The organism is Mycobacterium sp. GA-1841 (genome assembly GCF_001954135.1).
Taxonomy (GTDB): Bacteria; Actinomycetota; Actinomycetes; order Mycobacteriales; family Mycobacteriaceae; genus Mycobacterium.
Genome location: NZ_MBEQ01000095.1, coordinates 53,423 through 71,580 on the forward strand (window position 1 = coordinate 53,423; position 18,158 = coordinate 71,580).

Sequence of the window (18,158 nt, forward strand, 5' to 3'; positions counted from 1 at the left end):
CACCATCGACGCGGTGGCGTGATGTTCGGTCGCCACCGCCTTCAGGCCGGCCCACAGCTCCGGACTGATAGACAGCTCGATGCCCTCACCGCGATAACTGGGCACCGGCGGACGAGGCCGATCCGTCGGCAGCGACACCACCTCAGGCAGGTCGGCCAGTTCGCGGCGCCAGTACGCCAACTGCCCGGCGATGCGGCTGCGCTCGTCCGTCAAATCGCCGAGATAATCCCGCTGCCACAGCGTGTAGTCGGCATACTGCACCGGCAGCGGTGCCCAATCCGGAGAATGTCCGCCGTGACGAGCCACATATGCCTCGGCTACGTCACGCACCATCGGGGCCATGGACCAGCCGTCGAAGGCGATGTGGTGGAAGAGGATCCCGAGCACGAAGCTGTCTGGCCCGATCTTCCACAACTTGGCACGAACGGGCGGCTCGGCGGAAAGGTCGAACCGATATCCCGCCAACGACACCAGCTCGGCAGCCACCGCGTCGTCGACACCGTCGGCCGACAGCGGCACCGCCGCTGGGCCACCCCGACGCCACATCCCGGCCTGTGCCGGTATCACCTGCTGGGATGGCACTCCGTCGACGTCGACGAACACCGTGCGCAGGGACTCGTGGCGGGCGATCACATCGTCCAGCGCCGCACTCAGTGCCTCGACATCCAACGCACCGTTGATCCGGAACGCGATCGGCATGTTGTACGTCGCTGCGCCGTCTTCGAATCGGTTGAGGAACCAAAGTCGTTGCTGGGCATAGGACAACGGGATGACCGCGGGCCGACGCTGCGGGATCAACGGCTCCCGCCCGCCTGCCCCTGCGTCGACGCGGGGAGCCAGTCCGGCGACGGTGGGGGCGTCGAACAGGGTCCGGACGGCCAACTCCGTGTCCAGCGCGGTGTTCACTGCCGCGATCAACCTCATCGCAGACAACGAATCGCCGCCCAGTTCGAAGAACGAATCGTCGACGCCGACTCGATCCAGGCCGAGCACGTCTGCGAAGATACCGGCGAGGACCTCTTCCACAGCTGTGACCGGAGCCCGGTAGTGAGAGGTGTCGGCGTATTCCGGTGCCGGTAGGGCACGGTTGTCGAGTTTGCCGTTGACGGTCAGAGGCAGGCCGTCGAGCACCACCACCGCAGCAGGTACCATATAGGCCGGCAATCGCCGGCCGAGTTCGGCTCGAATCGCGGCGGAATCCACGGTGCCAGAGGCAGTCTCGGTGACATAGCCGACCATGCGCTTATCTCCGGGGCGATCCTCACGCACGGTTACCGCGACCTGGTTGATTCCCTCGATACCTGCCAGAGCCGACTGGATCTCGCCGAGTTCGATGCGGTAACCGCGGATCTTGACCTGGTCATCGGCGCGGCCGCGGTACCGCAATTGACCATCATCACCCCACGACACCAGATCCCCGGTGCGATACATCCGCGCACCAGGCGCCCCGAACGGACACGCCACAAAACGCGAGGCGGTCAATCCGGCTCGACGCACATAACCCACCCCGACCCCACGACCGGCCACATACAACTCACCGATCACCCCTAGGGGCGCCGGGCGCAGGAACCGATCCAGGACAAACAACGCCGCACCCGGAACCGGCAAACCAATCGGCACCTCAGCACATCCAGGCTGCAACGGCGCACTGACCGTGGCATACACCGTGGTCTCGGTAGGCCCGTAACCGTTGATCATCACCCGCCCCGGCGCCCACCGATCCACCACTTGGACCGGACACGCCTCGGCAGCCACCATCAACGCCGCCACCGACTCCAACCCCACCGGCGACAACATGCCCACCGCCGACGGAGTCTGACTCAACACCGTCACGCGCTCATCGACCAGCAGCGCCTGCAACTCCTGCGCCGACCGGGTGGTCTGCTCGGGCACCACCACCAACCGGCCGCCATGCAGCAGCGCCCCCCAGATCTCCCAGACCGAATAATCAAACGCCAGTGAGGAACACGCCGCCCACACCTGCTGCGGGCCCATCACCACACCGACATCCATGCCATCGAAAAGCCGGGTCACGTTCTGATGGGACACCGCCACACCCTTGGGCACCCCGGTGGTCCCCGACGTGTAGATGATGTGGGCGATATCGTCAGCAGCCGGCACCGGTAACGCCGTCGCCGGCCCATCCCCGAAACGGGAATCGTCGACCTCGATCACCGGCACACCCCAACACGCCACCCGCCCGGCCAGAGCACCGCTGCTCAGCACCGCCACCGGCGCAGCATCGGCCAGCATGAACTCCACGCGCGCATCCGGATGAGCCGGATCGATCGGCAGATAAGCCGCCCCAGTCTTCAACACCGCCAGAATCGACACGATCGCCTGCGCCGAACGCGGCAGCATCAGTGCCACACACTGTCCAGCTCCAGCACCCATACCGATGAGGTGGTGCGCCAACCGATTCGACGCCACATCCAGCTCGCGGTACGACCACGACGTGCCCTCGAACCGCACCGCCACCGCCTCCGGCGACCGATCCACCGCAACCGCGAACGACTCCGGAATCGAGGCCTCTACCACCGGCGAAGGCAACACCTGCCGATGCCCGAGACCGTCCAGGACCGCCGTCTCGGCCGCATCGACCACGTCCACCGACGACAACAACCGCGACGGGTCCGCTGTCATCGCCGCCAACACCCGCCGCAACCGCTCAACCAACACCTCGACACTGACCGCATCGAACACATCAGTACGGAACTCCACCAACCCGGTGATACCGGCGGCTGCTCCGGCTTCCGTGTAGCGCTCGGCCAATGCGAACACCAGATCCATTCGAGCGGTGCGGGTTTCGGTTGGAAGTAGAGTGGCACGGTCACCGAGTGTCATCGTCGAGGCCTGGTCGCCGCCAAAGTTCTGCCAGGACAGCATTACCTGGACCAGCGGATGATGGGTCAGGCTGCGGGTCGGGTTGAGCCGCTCGACCAACACCTCGAACGGGACATCCTGGTGTTCCAGTGCAGCGAGCCCACGCTGACGTACCTGCGTCAGTACGTCGGCGATCGTGGGATCGCCGCTCAGATCCACCCGCAGTACCAACGTGTTGACGAAGAAACCCACCAACTCGTCAAGGGCCGGATCGTTGCGTCCTGCCGTCGCGATGCCCACCGGAACATCACTGCTGCCGCTGAGTGCCGACATCAGCACCGCCAGGGCGGTCTGTACCACCATGAAGCTGGTCACGTTGTGTTCCCGCGCCACCCGAGCTATCTGCTGCTGCACATCGGCCGGCCAATCGATGGCCACACTCGATCCGCGGTAATCCGCAACCGGCGGATACGGGCGGTCCGTCGGCAGCGCCAAGATCTCGGGCAGATCAGCCAAGGCCTCCTCCCAGTAGGAGACCTGGGTGCTGATCACGCTGTCCGGATCAGTGTCCGATCCAAGCCACTCTTGTTGCCACAGCGTGTAATCCGCATACTGCACCGGCAACGGCGCCCAGTCCGGCGCTCGACCCGCACACCGATTGGCGTAGGCCGTTCCCAGATCGGCGACGAACGGGTTGATCGACCAGCCGTCGGCGGCGATGTGATGTACCACTGCAACCAACACGTACTCGTCGTCGGCAATCCGGAACAGGGTTACCCGCAAAGGGATCTCGGTGGCCAGGTCGAAGCAGTACCGGGTCGCTGCACCTACCGCCTCGTCGAGTCGATCCGGCGACCATCCGGTGGCCTCGACGATCTGCCAACCCGGATCTTCCTGTCCGGCCGGAACGATCACCTGCTGCGGTACCCCGTCGGCCACCTGGAAGACGGTGCGCAAGCTTTCATGCCGGCAGACCACGTCGGTCAGTGACCGGCGGAGGGCGTCAGTGTCCACTGCCCCGGTCAGCCGCAAGGCCACCGCCATGTTGTAAATCGGCGAGGGACCCTGCAACTGTTCCAGGAACCACAGTCGCTGTTGGGCATACGACAGCGGGAGGACCGACGGACGTTGCTGCGGGGCCAGTTCCGCCCGCCCACCCGAACCCGCATCGATGCGGGGTGCCAGCTGAGACACGGTAGGTGCATCGAACAGAGTGCGTACCGACAGGACTGTCTGAAGTGAGCTGTTGACCTCGGAGATCACCCGCATCGCCGACAGCGAGTCGCCGCCCAGATCGAAGAAGGAGTCGTCGATTCCGACCCGGTCCAAACCGAGCACTTCGGCGTAGATTCCGGCCACTACCTCTTCGATCACGGTGGTCGGGGCGCGATACTCGTCGCCGGTGTACTCCGGCTCTGGCAGGGCACGCTTGTCGAGTTTTCCGTTGACCGTCAACGGGAGTGCGTCCAGCACCACCACCGCCGAGGGCACCATGTAGGCCGGCAAGCGCTCGGTAAGCGCACCTCGGGCCCACGCCGGATCCACGTTTCCGGTGACGTAACCGACGAGCCGCTTGTCTCCGGGCCGGTCCTCGCGCGCGACCACCACGGCTTGCCGAACCCCCTCGAGTTCGGCGAGCAGCGATTGCACCTCACCGAGTTCGATGCGATAGCCGCGGATCTTGATCTGTTCGTCGGCGCGCCCGGCATATCGCAACTGACCATCAGTGCCCCACGACACCAGGTCTCCGGTGCGATACATCCGAGCACCGGGCGACCCGTACGGGCATGGCACGAAACGGGATGCGGTCAGACCGGACCGCCGCACATAACCGACTCCGACACCCCGGCCGGCCACGTACAGCTCCCCCACCACTCCGGCCGGCACCTCACGCAGCCACCGGTCGAGGACGAACAACGCGGCGCCGGGCACCGGGTGCCCGATCGGCACGACATTCGGCCCATTGGCCGCCGCCTTCTGCAACGGAGCGCTGATCGTGGCATACACCGTCGTCTCCGTGGGACCGTAGCCGTTGATCATCACCCGGCCAGGTGCCCAGCGATCGACCACCTCGGGCGGGCACGGCTCCGCGGCGACCATCAGGCCGGTCACCGACTCCAGGGCCGCCAGTTGCAACATCCCTACCGCAGAAGGGGTTTGACTCAACACGCTGACCTGCTGGCCGACGAGCAGAGCATGCAGATCATCGGGCGACCTCGTCACCTCATCGGGCACCACGACGAGTCGACCACCGTGTAGCAATGCTCCCCAGATCTCCCACACCGAGTAATCGAAAGCCAGTGACGCACACTGTGCCCACACCTGCTCCGGGCCCATGGCCACGCCGACATCCAGGCCGTCGAAGAGCCGCGTCACGTTCTGGTGGGTGACCGCGACCCCCTTCGGAACTCCCGTCGTCCCCGACGTGTAGATGATGTGGGCGATATCGTCAGGAGCCGGCCCCGACAACGGTTCGGTGCACTGCTGCCTGATCCGCGGATCAGCCAAATCCAGGACGGGTACCTCTGTTTCGCCCAGACGATCGGCCAACCCATCGGAGGTCAGCACCAGGATCGGTGTGGCATCGGACAGCAGAAAGTCGATCCGTGCGTCGGGCACAGCCGGATCGATCGGCAAGTATGCTGCTCCGGATTTCAAGACTCCCAGTACGGCCACGATCGCGGCGGCTGAGCGGTTCACCAACAGCGCCACACATCGACCCGGGCCGGCGCCTTCGGCGGCGAGCGTACGTGCCAGTCGATTCGACGCCTCGTCGAGATCCCGATAGGACATCGACCGGCCGGCGTAAGTGACCGCAACTGCATCGGGTGTTCGGGTCACCAGTTGGGCAAACAATGCGGGAATCGAGTTCTCGCGCACCTGCTGCGTCAGTACCGCCCGGTGTCCGACCGTATTCAGCCGCACCCGCTCTGCCACATCAAGCATGTCTACCGTCGACAGTCGGACGGCGGGGTCTGCGGTCATCGCCGTCAACACGCGCTGCAGCCGATCCACCAGGGTTTGAACGGTGGAAGCATCGAACACGTCCGTCCGATACTCGACCAGGCCGGCGATACCCGCCGGCTCACCGGTGTCCGAGCTGTGTTCGGCCAGCGAGAACACCAAATCCGTCTTCGCCGTGTGGGTTTCGGCCTCCATAGGCGTCGCTTCGACGTCACCCAGAGCCAGCCCGGCCATCCGTCCGCTGCTGTTCCACGGTAGGTTCTGCCAAGTGACCATGACCTGCACGAGCGGGTGATGGGTCAGCGACCGAATCGGGTTGAGCCGCTCCACCAAAGCTTCGAAGGGCACTTCCTGATGCTCGAATGCAGCCAAACTGCGCGCGCGCACCTGCTCCAACAACTCGGACACGGTGGGATCACCGGCCACGTCGATCCGCAACACCAACGTGTTGACGAAAAAGCCGACGAGCTCGTCGAGCGCCTGATCCCCGCGACCCGCGATCGCGATGCCGATGGCGACATCGTCGCTGGAGCTCAACTCCGCCAGCAACACCGCCAACGCGGCCTGCACGACCATGAAGCTCGTGGCATTGTGCTCCCGTGCCACCCGGGCGACCTGCTGCTGCACCTCCGCCGGCCACTCCACGGCCACACTCGCCCCGCGATAATCCGCAACTGCCGGATACGGCCGATCGGTCGGCAGCTCCAGCCGTTCGGGCAATCCGGCAAGTGCCTGTTCCCAGTAATCGAGCTGAGTGGAGATCACACTGTCGGCGTCAGATGCGGATCCTAGCCAGTCTTGTTGCCACAGAGTGTAATCGGCATACTGCACGGGCAACGGCATCCAGTCCGGCGCCCGTCCGGCGATACGGCTGGTATAGGCGGCAGCCAGATCGGCTACCAGCGGGGCAACGGACCAGCCGTCTGCGGCGATGTGGTGTGCCACCGCCGTCAGAACGTGTTCATCGTCACCGACACGGAACAGCGCCGCCCGCAAGGGAATCTCCGTTGCCAGGTCGAAAGTGTGGTGGGCCACCGCCGTGATCGCCTCGTCCAATCGGTCCGCCGACCAATCGCGGGCATCGACGATCCGCCATCCGAAATCGGCTCGCTCGACCGGCACCACGACCTGCCCCGGCACTCCATCGACGGCGACGACGAGTGTACGCAGACTTTCCTGGCGGGACACCACATCAGCGAGCGCCTGACCAACTGCGTCGGCGTCCAGGCGCCCGTTCAATCGCAACGCCACCGCCATGTTGTAGATCGGTGACGGGCCCTGCAACTGTTCGAGGAACCAGAGCCGCTGCTGCCCGTAGGACAACGGCACCACAGCGGGCCTCGGCTGCGCCGTCAAGGCCGGCCGAGCCGCCTGGCCCTGATGCTGATCCAGGTATTCGGCCAGCTCTCCGACTGCGGGTGAATCAAACAGGCAACGCACCGGAACCTCACGGCCCAGCGCCGACTGCAGGCGGGCACACACCCGGATGGCGATCAGCGAATCTCCGCCCAAGGCAAAGAAATCGTCGTCGAGGCCGGCGCGGCCGAGGCCGAGCACCTCGGTGAACACCTCGGCAACCGTCTTCTCCGTCGGCGTCTGCGGGGCTCGGAAGGATGTCGCGACGAAGGTGGGCGCGGGCAGCGCCCGGCGGTCGATCTTGCCCGAGGAGGTCAGCGGTAGCTCGTCGAGCACCACAATCTGGGTTGGCACCATGTATTCAGGCAGTCGCTCGGACAACCACTGCCGAACCTCGCCGATCTTGGCGTTCGTTTGTGGGTCGTTCGCGTAGCCACCGCGCTGGCGGGCGTCCATCGGGGGCAAGTAGAGGTCCGTCAACGCTGGGGCAGGGCCGCCCACGCCGTCGGCCACGAATACCGCGTCCAGCGTTCCGGATTGCGCACCCCAGGTGACGGCGGCGCGGTACCCGGCCGCCTCCCCCAACCGGTACAACTCTTCCGGCGTGACACCGGCGTCGACAGCCACTGCGGCACCGGCCTGGGCCTCGGCCAACGGCAGTCCGGCGGCCAGCTCCCGTTCTATGAACACGTCCTTGATCACGCCGGCTCGCGGTATCGCGCCGACCCGCACGAGGGCAGGCCGTTGCGAGGCCAGCTCGGTCCGCAGGCCGTCGAGCCCAGCGCAGTCGTTCCACCACCAGGTGAGCGCACGAGCCAGGGAGCGCACCTGCTTTGGCGCCTTGTGGATCACGACGTCGTAGCGATAGCGGGTCAGCTCGTTGTCTGATTCGCCGCGTTTGACCTGTATGTCGATTCCACCGACGCTCGGGTGATCGGCGGCCCACGTGGTGAAAAACTCTGGGGATAGCAGTAATTCGTGTTCTCCGAGTACTGCGCGCTGTACGCGCTGACGGAACTCGACGGTATCGGCGTTTCCGGTTCCGTTGCGCGCCAGGGCGATACCTGTTTGGAATGCTCCCTGCAGGCTGTGGTTGCGTACATCACCGAGGAACAACCTGCCGCCGGGCGCCAACAACTCCATGGCTTTGTCGACGACCTCGGCCAGGTACTCCGCACTGGGAAAGTACTGGATGACCGAATTGACGATGATCGTGTCGAAGTGGCCGGGAGGCAGCCCATCGGTGAGGTGTGCCGGCCGTGTCAGCAGTCGGACCCGAGCGCCCCAGGGTTCGCCTGCCACTGCGGCGCTCAGTTTGGCGACCGTCGCCGCCGAGAAGTCCGTGCCCCAATATTCCTCGCATGCCGGGGCTACTTGGGAAAGCACCAGGCCTGACCCGACGCCGATCTCCAGCGCGTGCCGCGGTTGTAGCGCCAGGATCCGATCAACCGCCGCCGAACGCCATTCCCGCATCTGCTCCAGTGGAATCGGCTCACCGGTGTAGCTGCTGTTCCATCCCCGGAAATCGCTTCCGTATTCCGGTGTGTCGATCTCGGCATCGTAGAGTTCGTCGTAGATGTGCTGCCATTGATCCACGACCTCGGACTCATGGTGGGTGGGGTTGGAATGCGCCAGCGCGATGTAGCCGACCAGGTGGTCGATGCCGAGTTCGCTGTGGTGTACCGCGGCTGCCGCGCGACTGACCTGTGGGCAGGCCAGCAGGGTGTTCTCGATCTCGCCCAGCTCCAACCGCTGTCCGCGAAGCTTGACCTGCGCATCTGCGCGGCCGAGATACTCCAACGCACCGTGTGCGGTCCACCGCACCAGATCACCGGTGCGATACATCCGATCACCTGGGCTCCCAAACGGATTGGCCACGAATCGATCTGCTGTGAGGTCGGACCGGCCAACATATCCGCGCGCCAATCCCTGACCGGTCAGATACAGCTCACCTACAACCCCAACCGGCGCCGGGTGCACCCGGGCGTCGAGTACCAGAGCACAAGTTCCGTCGATCGGTGCGCCGATGCGGACCGGTTGTCCGGCCGCCAGTGCGCTCCAGGTGGCCCAGATGGAAACCTCGGTGGGGCCATAGGCGTTGTACATCGCCCGCCCGGGGGCCCAGGCGCCGACCAACTCCGGCGGACACGCTTCACCACCGGTGATCAGGGTTTGCAGCCCGTCGAGCCGCGATCGATCCAGGGTGGCCAACACTGTCGGTGTGATCAGTGCGGCACTGACCTGCTGGCGCTCGATCAGTTCGGTGAGCGCGGCCCCAGCATACGAATCCCGCGGTGCCACCACGAGCGTGGCTCGTGACGCGACCGCCCACAGCCATTCGAACACCGAGGCATCGAATGTCGGCGCAGCCACCATCAACACCCGGCCGTCCGGCCCGACCCGGAACAGGTCGCGATGTGCCGCGGCCACCCCCAGCAGTCCGGCATGGGTGACCGCCACGCCCTTGGGAGTGCCGGTGGAACCCGACGTGAAGATCACATAGGCGGCATCGTCGGTAGCCAAGGGCGCCAGGCGATCCCGGTCGGTGACCGGCTCCGCTCGGTACCCCGACAGGTCAAGGGCGTCGAGGCGAAGGACCGGACGCTCTCCGACACCGGGTACGTTGTCGCCGTCCCGGGTCAGGACACACACCGCGTCCACGATGTCCAACACACCGGCGATCCGCTCGTCCGGATTGGTTCGATCGACCGGCACGTATACTCCACCGGCCTTCAGGATCGCCCACCATGCTGTCACCAACTCGACCGATCGATCCATCGCCACTGCGACGGCACGCTCGGGTCCAATGCCCTGCTCGATCAACCTCCGCGCCAAGCGGTTCGATGCCTCGTCCAATTCGCGATATGACAGCTGTCGCGCCCCGTCGACCACCGCAACGGCGTCCTCGTCAGCCGCCACCGCGGCAGCCAGCAGTTGATCGGTCAACCCGGCCGGCGTCTGGGCTCCAGCTCCAGACCACTTGTGCAGCAGCAGTTCCCGCTCATCCTGGTCGAGCAGACCAATCTCGCCGACCACGGCCGACGGATCGGTCACCACCGCTTCGATCGTCCGTCCGAACCGGTTCACCAGACGCTCGATACTGGACTGTTCGAACAGATCCGTGGCGTAGGTGAGCATCCCGGTGGCCATCGGCCCACCGTCGCCGGGGACCTCCCGGATGTCGAAATCCAGGTCGAACTTCGCGGTGCGGGTGAACACCGACTCCTGCTCGACCTCCATCCCGTCGAGTGAGACCGTCGGCAGCACGTTGTTCTGGAATACCAGTGCCACCTGGAACAGCGGATGATGGGACGTCGACCGCGCCGGATTGAGCTGCTCCACCAACAACTCGAACGGCACATCCTGATTGGCGTAGGCATCCAACGCCTTCTGCTTCACCTGGTCGAGTACCTCGCTGAACCGCAGAGCAGGGTTCACCCCCACCCGCAGCACCCAGGTGTTGACGAAAAAGCCGACCAGGTCATCGAGCGCTTTGTCGGTTCGCCCGGCAATCGGAGACCCCAGAGCCACATCCACGCCGACACCTTCGCGGTGCAGAGCCACCGCCAGCGCGGCCTGCAAGATTATCGATGCTGTGGCGTGACGCTCGGCCGCCACCGACTTGAGCGCGGCCCACAGCGGTGGGCTGATGCAGAATTCGAACACCTCGCCGCGATAACTGGGCACCGGCGGACGTGGCCGATCCGTCGGCAGCGACACCAGCTCCGGAAGATCGGCCAACTCCTGGCGCCAGTAGGCCAACTGGCCGGCGATCACACTTGTCGGGTCAGATTCGTCGCCGAGCCGATCCTGCTGCCACAGCGTGTAATCGGCATACTGCACGGGCAACGGTGACCAGTCCGGCGCGCATCCCGTCGTCCGGCAGGCGTAGGCCAGGCCGACGTCACGCACCATCGGCGCCAGTGACCAACCATCAAATGCGATGTGGTGCACCACTATTCCCAGGACGAAGTGTTCGGGCCCCAGCTCATAGATACGGGCTCGAACCGGAATCTCGGCCGACAGGTCAAACCGGTAAGCGGCCAGGTCCGTCAGCTCGCCCGTGATATCACCTTTTGGCACGGTGGCCGCGCATTGCACCACCGACGGGCCGGCGCACCGCCACATCCCGGGCTCGGTTGGCAGCACCTGCTGGAACGGCACACCGTCGACGTCGACGAACACCGTGCGTAACGACTCGTGCCGGGCGATCACATCGTCCAGCGCGGCACCCAACGCCTCGACATCCAATGGTCCGTTGATCCGGAACGCCGTCGGCATGTTGTATGTCGCCACTCCGCCCTCGAACCGGTTCAGGAACCACAGCCGCTGCTGGGCGAACGACAACGGGATCAGTTCCGGCCGCTCTTGGCGCACCAGCGGAGCCCGACTGCCCGACCCGGCAGCAACCCGGGGCGCAAGCTCCGCGACGGTCGGCGCATCAAACAAGGTGCGGACCGTCAGGTCGGTGTCCAATGTCGTGTTGACATCGGCGATCACCCGCATTGCCGAGAGCGAATCGCCCCCGAGGTCGAAGAAGGAGTCGTCCACCCCGACCCGGTCCAAGCCCAGGACCTCGGCATAGATGGTGGTCAGAATCTCTTCGACCGGAGTGGCCGGGGCCCGGTAATGGTCGAGGTCGACGTATTCCGGTGCCGGCAGGGCACGCTTGTCGAGCTTTCCGTTGACCGTGAGCGGCAACCCGTCGAGCACCACGATCGCGGCAGGCACCATGTAGTTGGGCAACAGGTCCGCCAATGCCGCTCGAGCGCCGGCCGGATCGACGACACCGGTGGCGGTTTCGGTGACATAGCCGACGAGACGTTTGTCGCCCGGACGATCCTCCCGGGCGACCATGACCGCCTGCTCCACCCCGTCCAAATCTGCCAGAGCGGTTTGGATTTCGCCCAACTCGATGCGATACCCACGAATCTTGACCTGCTCGTCGGCGCGACCCGAATACCGCAGCTGCCCGTCAGCTCCCCATGACACCAGGTCCCCGGTGCGATACATGCGCTGACCCGGTACACCGAACGGGCATGCCACGAAACGGGATCCGGTCAACGAACTGCGGCGCCAATAGCCGACACCGACATTGCGACCGGCCACATACAACTCCCCCACCACCCCGTCGGGTACCGGTCGGAGCCACTGATCCAGCACGAACAGCGCCGCACCGGGCAGCGGCGATCCAATCGGCGGAACCCCCGTTCCGGCGGTCAAGGGTGCGCTCAGTGCCACCCACATGGTGGCCTCGGTCGGCCCGTACTGGTTGATCATCACGCGGCCCGGAGCCCAGCGGTCCACCACGTCCGCCGGGCAGGGCTCACCGCCGACCAGCAGGGCAACCGACTCCAAACCGGCCGGCGACAACGCGGCGACAGCGGTGGGCGTCAACCCCAGCACATTCACCTTTTCGGCGACCAACAAGTCGTGGAAGTCCTGCGGCGAACGGGCGATCTCTTCCGGGATCACCACCAACCGGGCACCGGTCAGGAGTGCGTTGAAGATCTCCCAGCCCGAGATGTCAAAGCTGTAGGAGTGCCATTGCGACCACACCTGCTCGGACAGTTGCAGATCCGGCTCGAGACAGCCGATCAGCTGGGTGACGTTGCCATGGGAGATCGCAACGCCTTTCGGGACACCTGTCGTCCCCGACGTATAGATGAGATAGGCGATGTCATCGCAGGCGGGTACCGGCAGCGCATGGCACGGGTAGGTGTCGGCACGCGGATCGTCGACGTCGACGAGTGTGACGGCGTAACCGGTCAGGCGATCGGCGAGATCCGCCGTGCTCACCACCGCCACGGGGTCGGCGTCGGAAATCATGAAATCTACTCGCCCCTGGGGGTGGGCCGGATCGATCGGCAGATACGCCGCCCCCGTCTTGAGCACCGCCATGATCGACACGAGCGCCTGGGCGCACTTGTTGAACAACAGCGCCACGCAGCGTCCCGGTCCGGCGCCCTGGTCGATCAGAAGGTGCGCCAACCGGTTCGACGCCTCATCCAATTCGCGATAGGTCAGGGTCCGGCCATCGCAACTGATCGCCACGGCCTCGGGCGCACGGTGGACCTGCGCCGCGAACACTGCCGGGATCGAACCCGCGGTCAGCGGCTGGGACAGCATTCCGAGATTGCCTACCTCGAACAACCGGTCGCGCTCGTCGTCATCTTGCACACCCACGGACACCAACGAGCGCGACGAGTCCGCCGTCATCGTCAGTAGCACCCGTTGTAGCCGATCCGCCAGTTCGCCGGGATCGAGGTCCGACAGCGGGTGTCCCACACCCGCGGTATTGACGAAGACCTGTTCCCCAGCGCTCGAGAAGAACAGTCCGAAGCCACCGACGACGCCAGCGTTGGCCAGCGAGGCCGTTGCGGATGCCCCACCGAAGTCCAGGGTGAAGCTGGACGGAAGGAAGTTGACACTCACCCGATTGGCGAGTTGACCGGCCGTACGGGCGTTGACCTTGCGCTCGAGCGCCTGGACCGGGAACCGTTGATGTTCAAGGGCTTCGCGGATTCGCAGATCGACATATCTGCAGAATTCCGTCACCGAAGTGGCGGGCGCGATCTGAAGCACCAGCGGCACCACACCCGCCAGCATCGCGGGAAGGGTTTTCGTGTCGGGCCCGACACGGCGGCTCACCGGAAAGTCCAGGACCACCTCGGAGCCTTCAGATTGCCAGCCGCGGACCACCAGAGCGCAGGCCGCGGTAAGAATCGAGGATCGTGGCAGGTCGAGCGACAACGCCAGAGCGTCCACCCGGTGCAGCACCTCGGAATCCAATTCGACTGGCGTAGAAGGCAGATATGACTGCGCCCGACCTTCATCGGGGAGCCATCGATACTGCGGCTCGCTCGCTGGCGGGAGATTCTCGGTCCAGTAAGCCCTGTCTCGCAGGTAGTCGTCCGAAGACTCGTAACCCGATTCGCAGTCGATCAGATCCGACAGCGATCCAAACAGTGACGGCGGAATCGGCGCCCCGGACACCACCGCGGAATACACCGAAGCCAGTCGCTGACCCACCATCGCGATACCGGTTCCATCCAGCACGATGTGGTGGCAGCACCCGACCAGGAAGAACTCGTCGGCACGAGTCTGGAACAACGCGAACCTGAACAACGGCCCGGCAAGTGACATCGGCGCACGTTGAATCGCGGCCGCAAGCTCACGGGCCTCGCCCACCGGGTCGGTCGAAGACCTCAGATCGTGGAACTCGGGTTCCACCTGGGGGTAGTCGATCGGACTCTGGAAAACCTCACCCCGGGCCTCGAAGAAGCCGGCTCTGACCGGTTCGGCTTCTTTGAGCACCCGACGGATCGCCCAGCCGAGGGCCTCCCGGTCCACCGAACCGGAAATCTTGACGAATAATCCGAGTTGCCATTCGGCACCGGTTTCCGCCAGATCATGCGCCAGCCATATGTCGAGCTGGGCACGGGTTACCGGCAGCGATTGTTCATCGAGCTGCATCGCGACTCTCCCACCCGCGAGATCTGATACTGGTGTCGGAGCCGCTAGCTGCTGGAGCCTCGGCCCTGTGCCGCCAACCGCTCGCGGAGACTCTTCGGCCGGATATCGGGCCAATTCTGTTCTATGTAGTCCAAGCAGGCAGCGCGGTCAGCTTCTCCGAACACCGCCGTCCAGCCGGCCGGAATGTCGGCGAAGGTCGGCCACAGACTGTGTTGCTCCTCGTCATTGATCAAGACGAGAAAAGTGCCATTGTCGTCGTCGAACGGGTTGATGCTCACGTGGTCCTCCCCACCTTTGAGTCGACCAGTGAAAATGCTCAACGATATGGACACAAGGTGGCATCCCCCGCACCTCGCCTCCGCGTTGTTTGTCTCCTGCGGTCGATTCCAGCTATGACTTGACTAGTTGCAGGGCGCCAGCATATCCACTCTTCTTAACGTGGGTGCAGAAATCGGAGATCCCAACGTAGTCTGTTGCTGTGTCGCGGTCATTCGGCTTCGCAATCGACTCAAGGGCTCAAGTTGAGCAAATATTGTCAGCGTTTGGTGAACGCGACTACTGGCTCGCCCGATTGTCGAGGTTCGGCGCGCTCGACACGCTGGATAGTTTGTCCGTCGAGTCCGACGGCACGGTGACGGCCGTAATGGTCAAAGATGCGCACCGCCGCGAGGAGCGGTCGCCGATCGCCAAGTACCTCCCTACGCAGTGGCGCGTCGCGCAAAAGGAACAGTGGCACCCCATCGGGGAGCGTCAGGTGCGGGGCAAGCTGAGTATCACGTCGTATGGAACTCCGGCTTATGCAGCGGGAACAGCGCTGCTGGCGCCGGCTGGGGCAGGTTCGCGGCTCGAGTGCGCCGCGACAGTCGAGTTCAAGGCTCCGCTGTTCGGCAAGCAGGTCGAGAAGGCCATGGGCCGGATACTGACCCAGAGCGTCACCGCCCTGCAGAACTTCACCGCCGACTGGATCGACGTTCACTCATGATCGACAAAAGCGCACCACATGCATGTGGTTTCATCCAGCGAAATGCGGGATGCGCGGGCCATCCCCGAGGCCTGGCTCGTCGCCGGGCAGAATCGGCCCACACCGCCGTACTCGGCAGATTCAGCAAATTCACAGTTGGCGCTCTGACCACTTCCAGTCCCGCGTTGCCAACATTTGTCCCTCCTGTTTGAGTTAGCCAGGAAGGACGATCGATTGGCGATTTCAAGATCGGTTGATCAGAATTTGCGGATGCAAGCAACGGCGAACTTTTGGATGCCAGCGACCGCACAGTGTTCTTGCATCGAGAACCAGTTTTTCCCAGCGCCGAAAAGGCTGATTGTTGACAAGTGAACTAAATAAGAACGCCGAAATACGGGTTCTCGTTCAGCCTCCGGAACCAATTCTGGAGTGCGTCTGAAAAGCTCAACTCACGCTTGCCAGAACGAATGGCAGCACCTCGGGCGCACCGCTCTCACGCAGCACTCGCGTGGCCATCGTCAGGGTCCAGCCGGTGTCGGTCATGTCATCGACCAACAGCACCGGCCCCTGCGGATCCAGTTGCGGACGTTCCCAGGCACCGTCCAGGGCCGCCACTCGATAGGCCGAATTCACCGCGGTGACCGGGCGGTGTTCTGGTGTGTAGTTCAAGATGCCGAGGTCGGTCAGTCGCCCGATCTGGGCCAGCCGCCGCACGGTCGAGGAGATCAGCAGCGGATGTGTCTGTGAGTCCAAGCCCATCACCGCGACGGGGCGTCGGTCCCAGTCCCAGGCCTTGAGTACCGCAATGGCTGCGGCCACCACATCGTCTGGCACCTCGCCATCGGGTTCGGCGAGCAGCCGGCGTAGTCGCGCTCCCCACCCCAGATCGGTGAGTCTGCCGATCGCCCGCCCCGGTGCCGCGCCCTCGGTGATCCGGCCGGACAGGGCCAGGCCCAGGCCGCTCAGCCCGGTCGGCCATTGCTTTCGTGGCGCCACCAGTACCCCGGGCCTCGACAGGCGTTGTGCGGTATCGGTCAGGATGTCGTCTGCCACCGCGGCCGGATAGTGGCGGCCCGTGCAGTTGTCACACCGCCCACACCGTGCGTCCGGTGTCAGCTCGGGATCGTCGAGCTGACTGCGCAGGAACACCATGCGGCAACCGTCCGTGGCCTGGTAAGCCAGCATGGCCTGCTGCTCCCGACGACGCGCCTCGTCCAACGCCCGGTACCGCGCCTCGTCATAACTCCACGGCACGCCGGTGCCGATCCAGCCGCCTTTCACCCGGCGGACAGCGCCGTCGACGTCGAGCACCTTGAGCACCATCTCCAGCCGGGACCGGTTGAGGTCGACCAACGGTTCCAGCGCCTGGGTGGATTGTGGGCGGTCGGTCTCCAGGGCACCGATGACGTTGCGCACCATAGGTTCTGACGGAAATGCCACCGACGCGAAGTACCGCCAGACGTCCTGGTCTTCGGTGCCGGGCAGCAGTATCACCTCGGCGTTGTCGGTGGCACGCCCGGCGCGGCCCACCTGCTGGTAGTAGGCAATCGGCGATGAGGGTGCGCCCAGATGCACCACGAAGCCCAAATCGGGTTTGTCGAAACCCATGCCCAATGCGGACGTCGCCACCAGAGCTTTGACCCGGTTCTCCAGCAGGTCGGCTTCCAGTTGTTCGCGCTCGGCAGTGTCGGTAGACCCGGTGTAGGCGGCCACCTTGTGCCCACGCTCGGCCAGAAGTGCGGCCACGTCATGTGCTTGCGACACCGTCAACGTGTAGATGATGCCCGAGCCCGGCAGGGCATCCAGGTGCGCCGCGATCCAGGCGGCGCGTTGCGCTGGGGTGCCCACCTCGACCACCGACAGCCGCAACGACTCACGGTCCAGCCCACCGCGGAGCACCAACGTATCGGACCCGCCGACGCCCAACTGTGCCGCCACATCACCGACCACTCGGTCATTGGCAGTTGCCGTCGTCGCGAGAACCGGTACCTGCGAACCCAATTCAGCGACCAAGGTCCGGATGCGGCGGTAGTCCGGCCGGAAGTCGTGTCCCCAGTCGGACACACAGTGTGCCTCGTCGACCACCACCAGACCCGCATCGGCAGCCAGCGCAGGCAGCACGTTGTCCCGGAAGTCGGGATTGTTGAGACGCTCGGGACTGACCAGCAGCACATCGAGCTCCCCACCGGCCACCTGGCTGTGGATCGCGTCCCACTCGGTGACATTGCCCGAGTTGATCGTCGCCGCGCGCACGCCGGCGCGCTCGGCCGCGGCGACCTGGTTGCGCATCAACGCCAGCAGCGGCGAGACGATGACCGTGGGACCGTGCCCCGACGCACGCAGCAGTTTGGCCGCGATGAAGTAGACCGCGGACTTGCCCCATCCGGTGCGTTGCACCACCAGGGCGCGGCGGCGCTGGACGACGAGGGCTTCGATGGCTGCCCATTGATCATCACGAAGCCGCGCCGCAGGGCCGGCCAACTGTTCGAGAATCGACTGGGCCTGCTCGCGGGTTGCCATGGCCCCATGATGCCGGGCACGAGTGACACCTCCACAAAACGCACTGGGCCCTCCGTTT

The 18,158-nt window shown here is 64.9% G+C and carries 4 protein-coding genes (1 of these 4 cut by a window edge); 1 reads left to right on the forward strand and 3 read right to left on the reverse strand.

All coding sequences use genetic code 11. The features are described 5' to 3' along the window. Both A5740_RS29230 and A5740_RS22595 read right to left on the reverse strand, forming a co-directional pair. Positions 1 to 14,619, reverse strand: the 5' portion of a protein-coding gene (locus A5740_RS29230) for a non-ribosomal peptide synthetase (RefSeq protein ID WP_076197771.1). The gene continues 4,938 nt to the left of window position 1, outside the view; 14,619 of the gene's 19,557 nt are visible here — the first part of the coding sequence; it begins with the start codon at positions 14,617 to 14,619; its stop codon lies beyond the left edge, outside the window. Positions 14,620 to 14,663: 44 nt separating this feature from the next. Further along, a complete protein-coding gene (locus A5740_RS22595; RefSeq protein ID WP_076197773.1) occupies positions 14,664 to 14,897 on the reverse strand; it encodes an MbtH family protein in 234 nt (77 codons plus the stop codon). Positions 14,898 to 15,097: 200 nt separating this feature from the next. On the opposite strand from A5740_RS22595, the gene A5740_RS22600 reads away from it, so the two are divergent. Further along, positions 15,098 to 15,601 (forward strand): DUF2505 domain-containing protein, encoded by a 504-nt coding sequence (locus tag A5740_RS22600; RefSeq protein WP_076197775.1) that lies wholly within the window; start codon positions 15,098 to 15,100, stop codon positions 15,599 to 15,601. 423 nt (positions 15,602 to 16,024) lie between these two features. On the opposite strand, the gene A5740_RS22605 is transcribed toward A5740_RS22600, so the two are convergent. Then, the gene (locus A5740_RS22605) at positions 16,025 to 18,100 is read right to left on the reverse strand and encodes a RecQ family ATP-dependent DNA helicase (protein ID WP_076197777.1); all 2,076 of its coding nucleotides are present in this window, start codon (positions 18,098 to 18,100) and stop codon (positions 16,025 to 16,027) included. Positions 18,101 to 18,158 lie beyond the last annotated feature (58 nt).

Coding starts and splice junctions, on each gene's coding strand:
- A5740_RS22605 (WP_076197777.1), bottom strand. CDS start 18,100: ATGGCAACCCGCGAGCAGGCCCAGTCGATTCTCGAACAGTTGGCCGGC.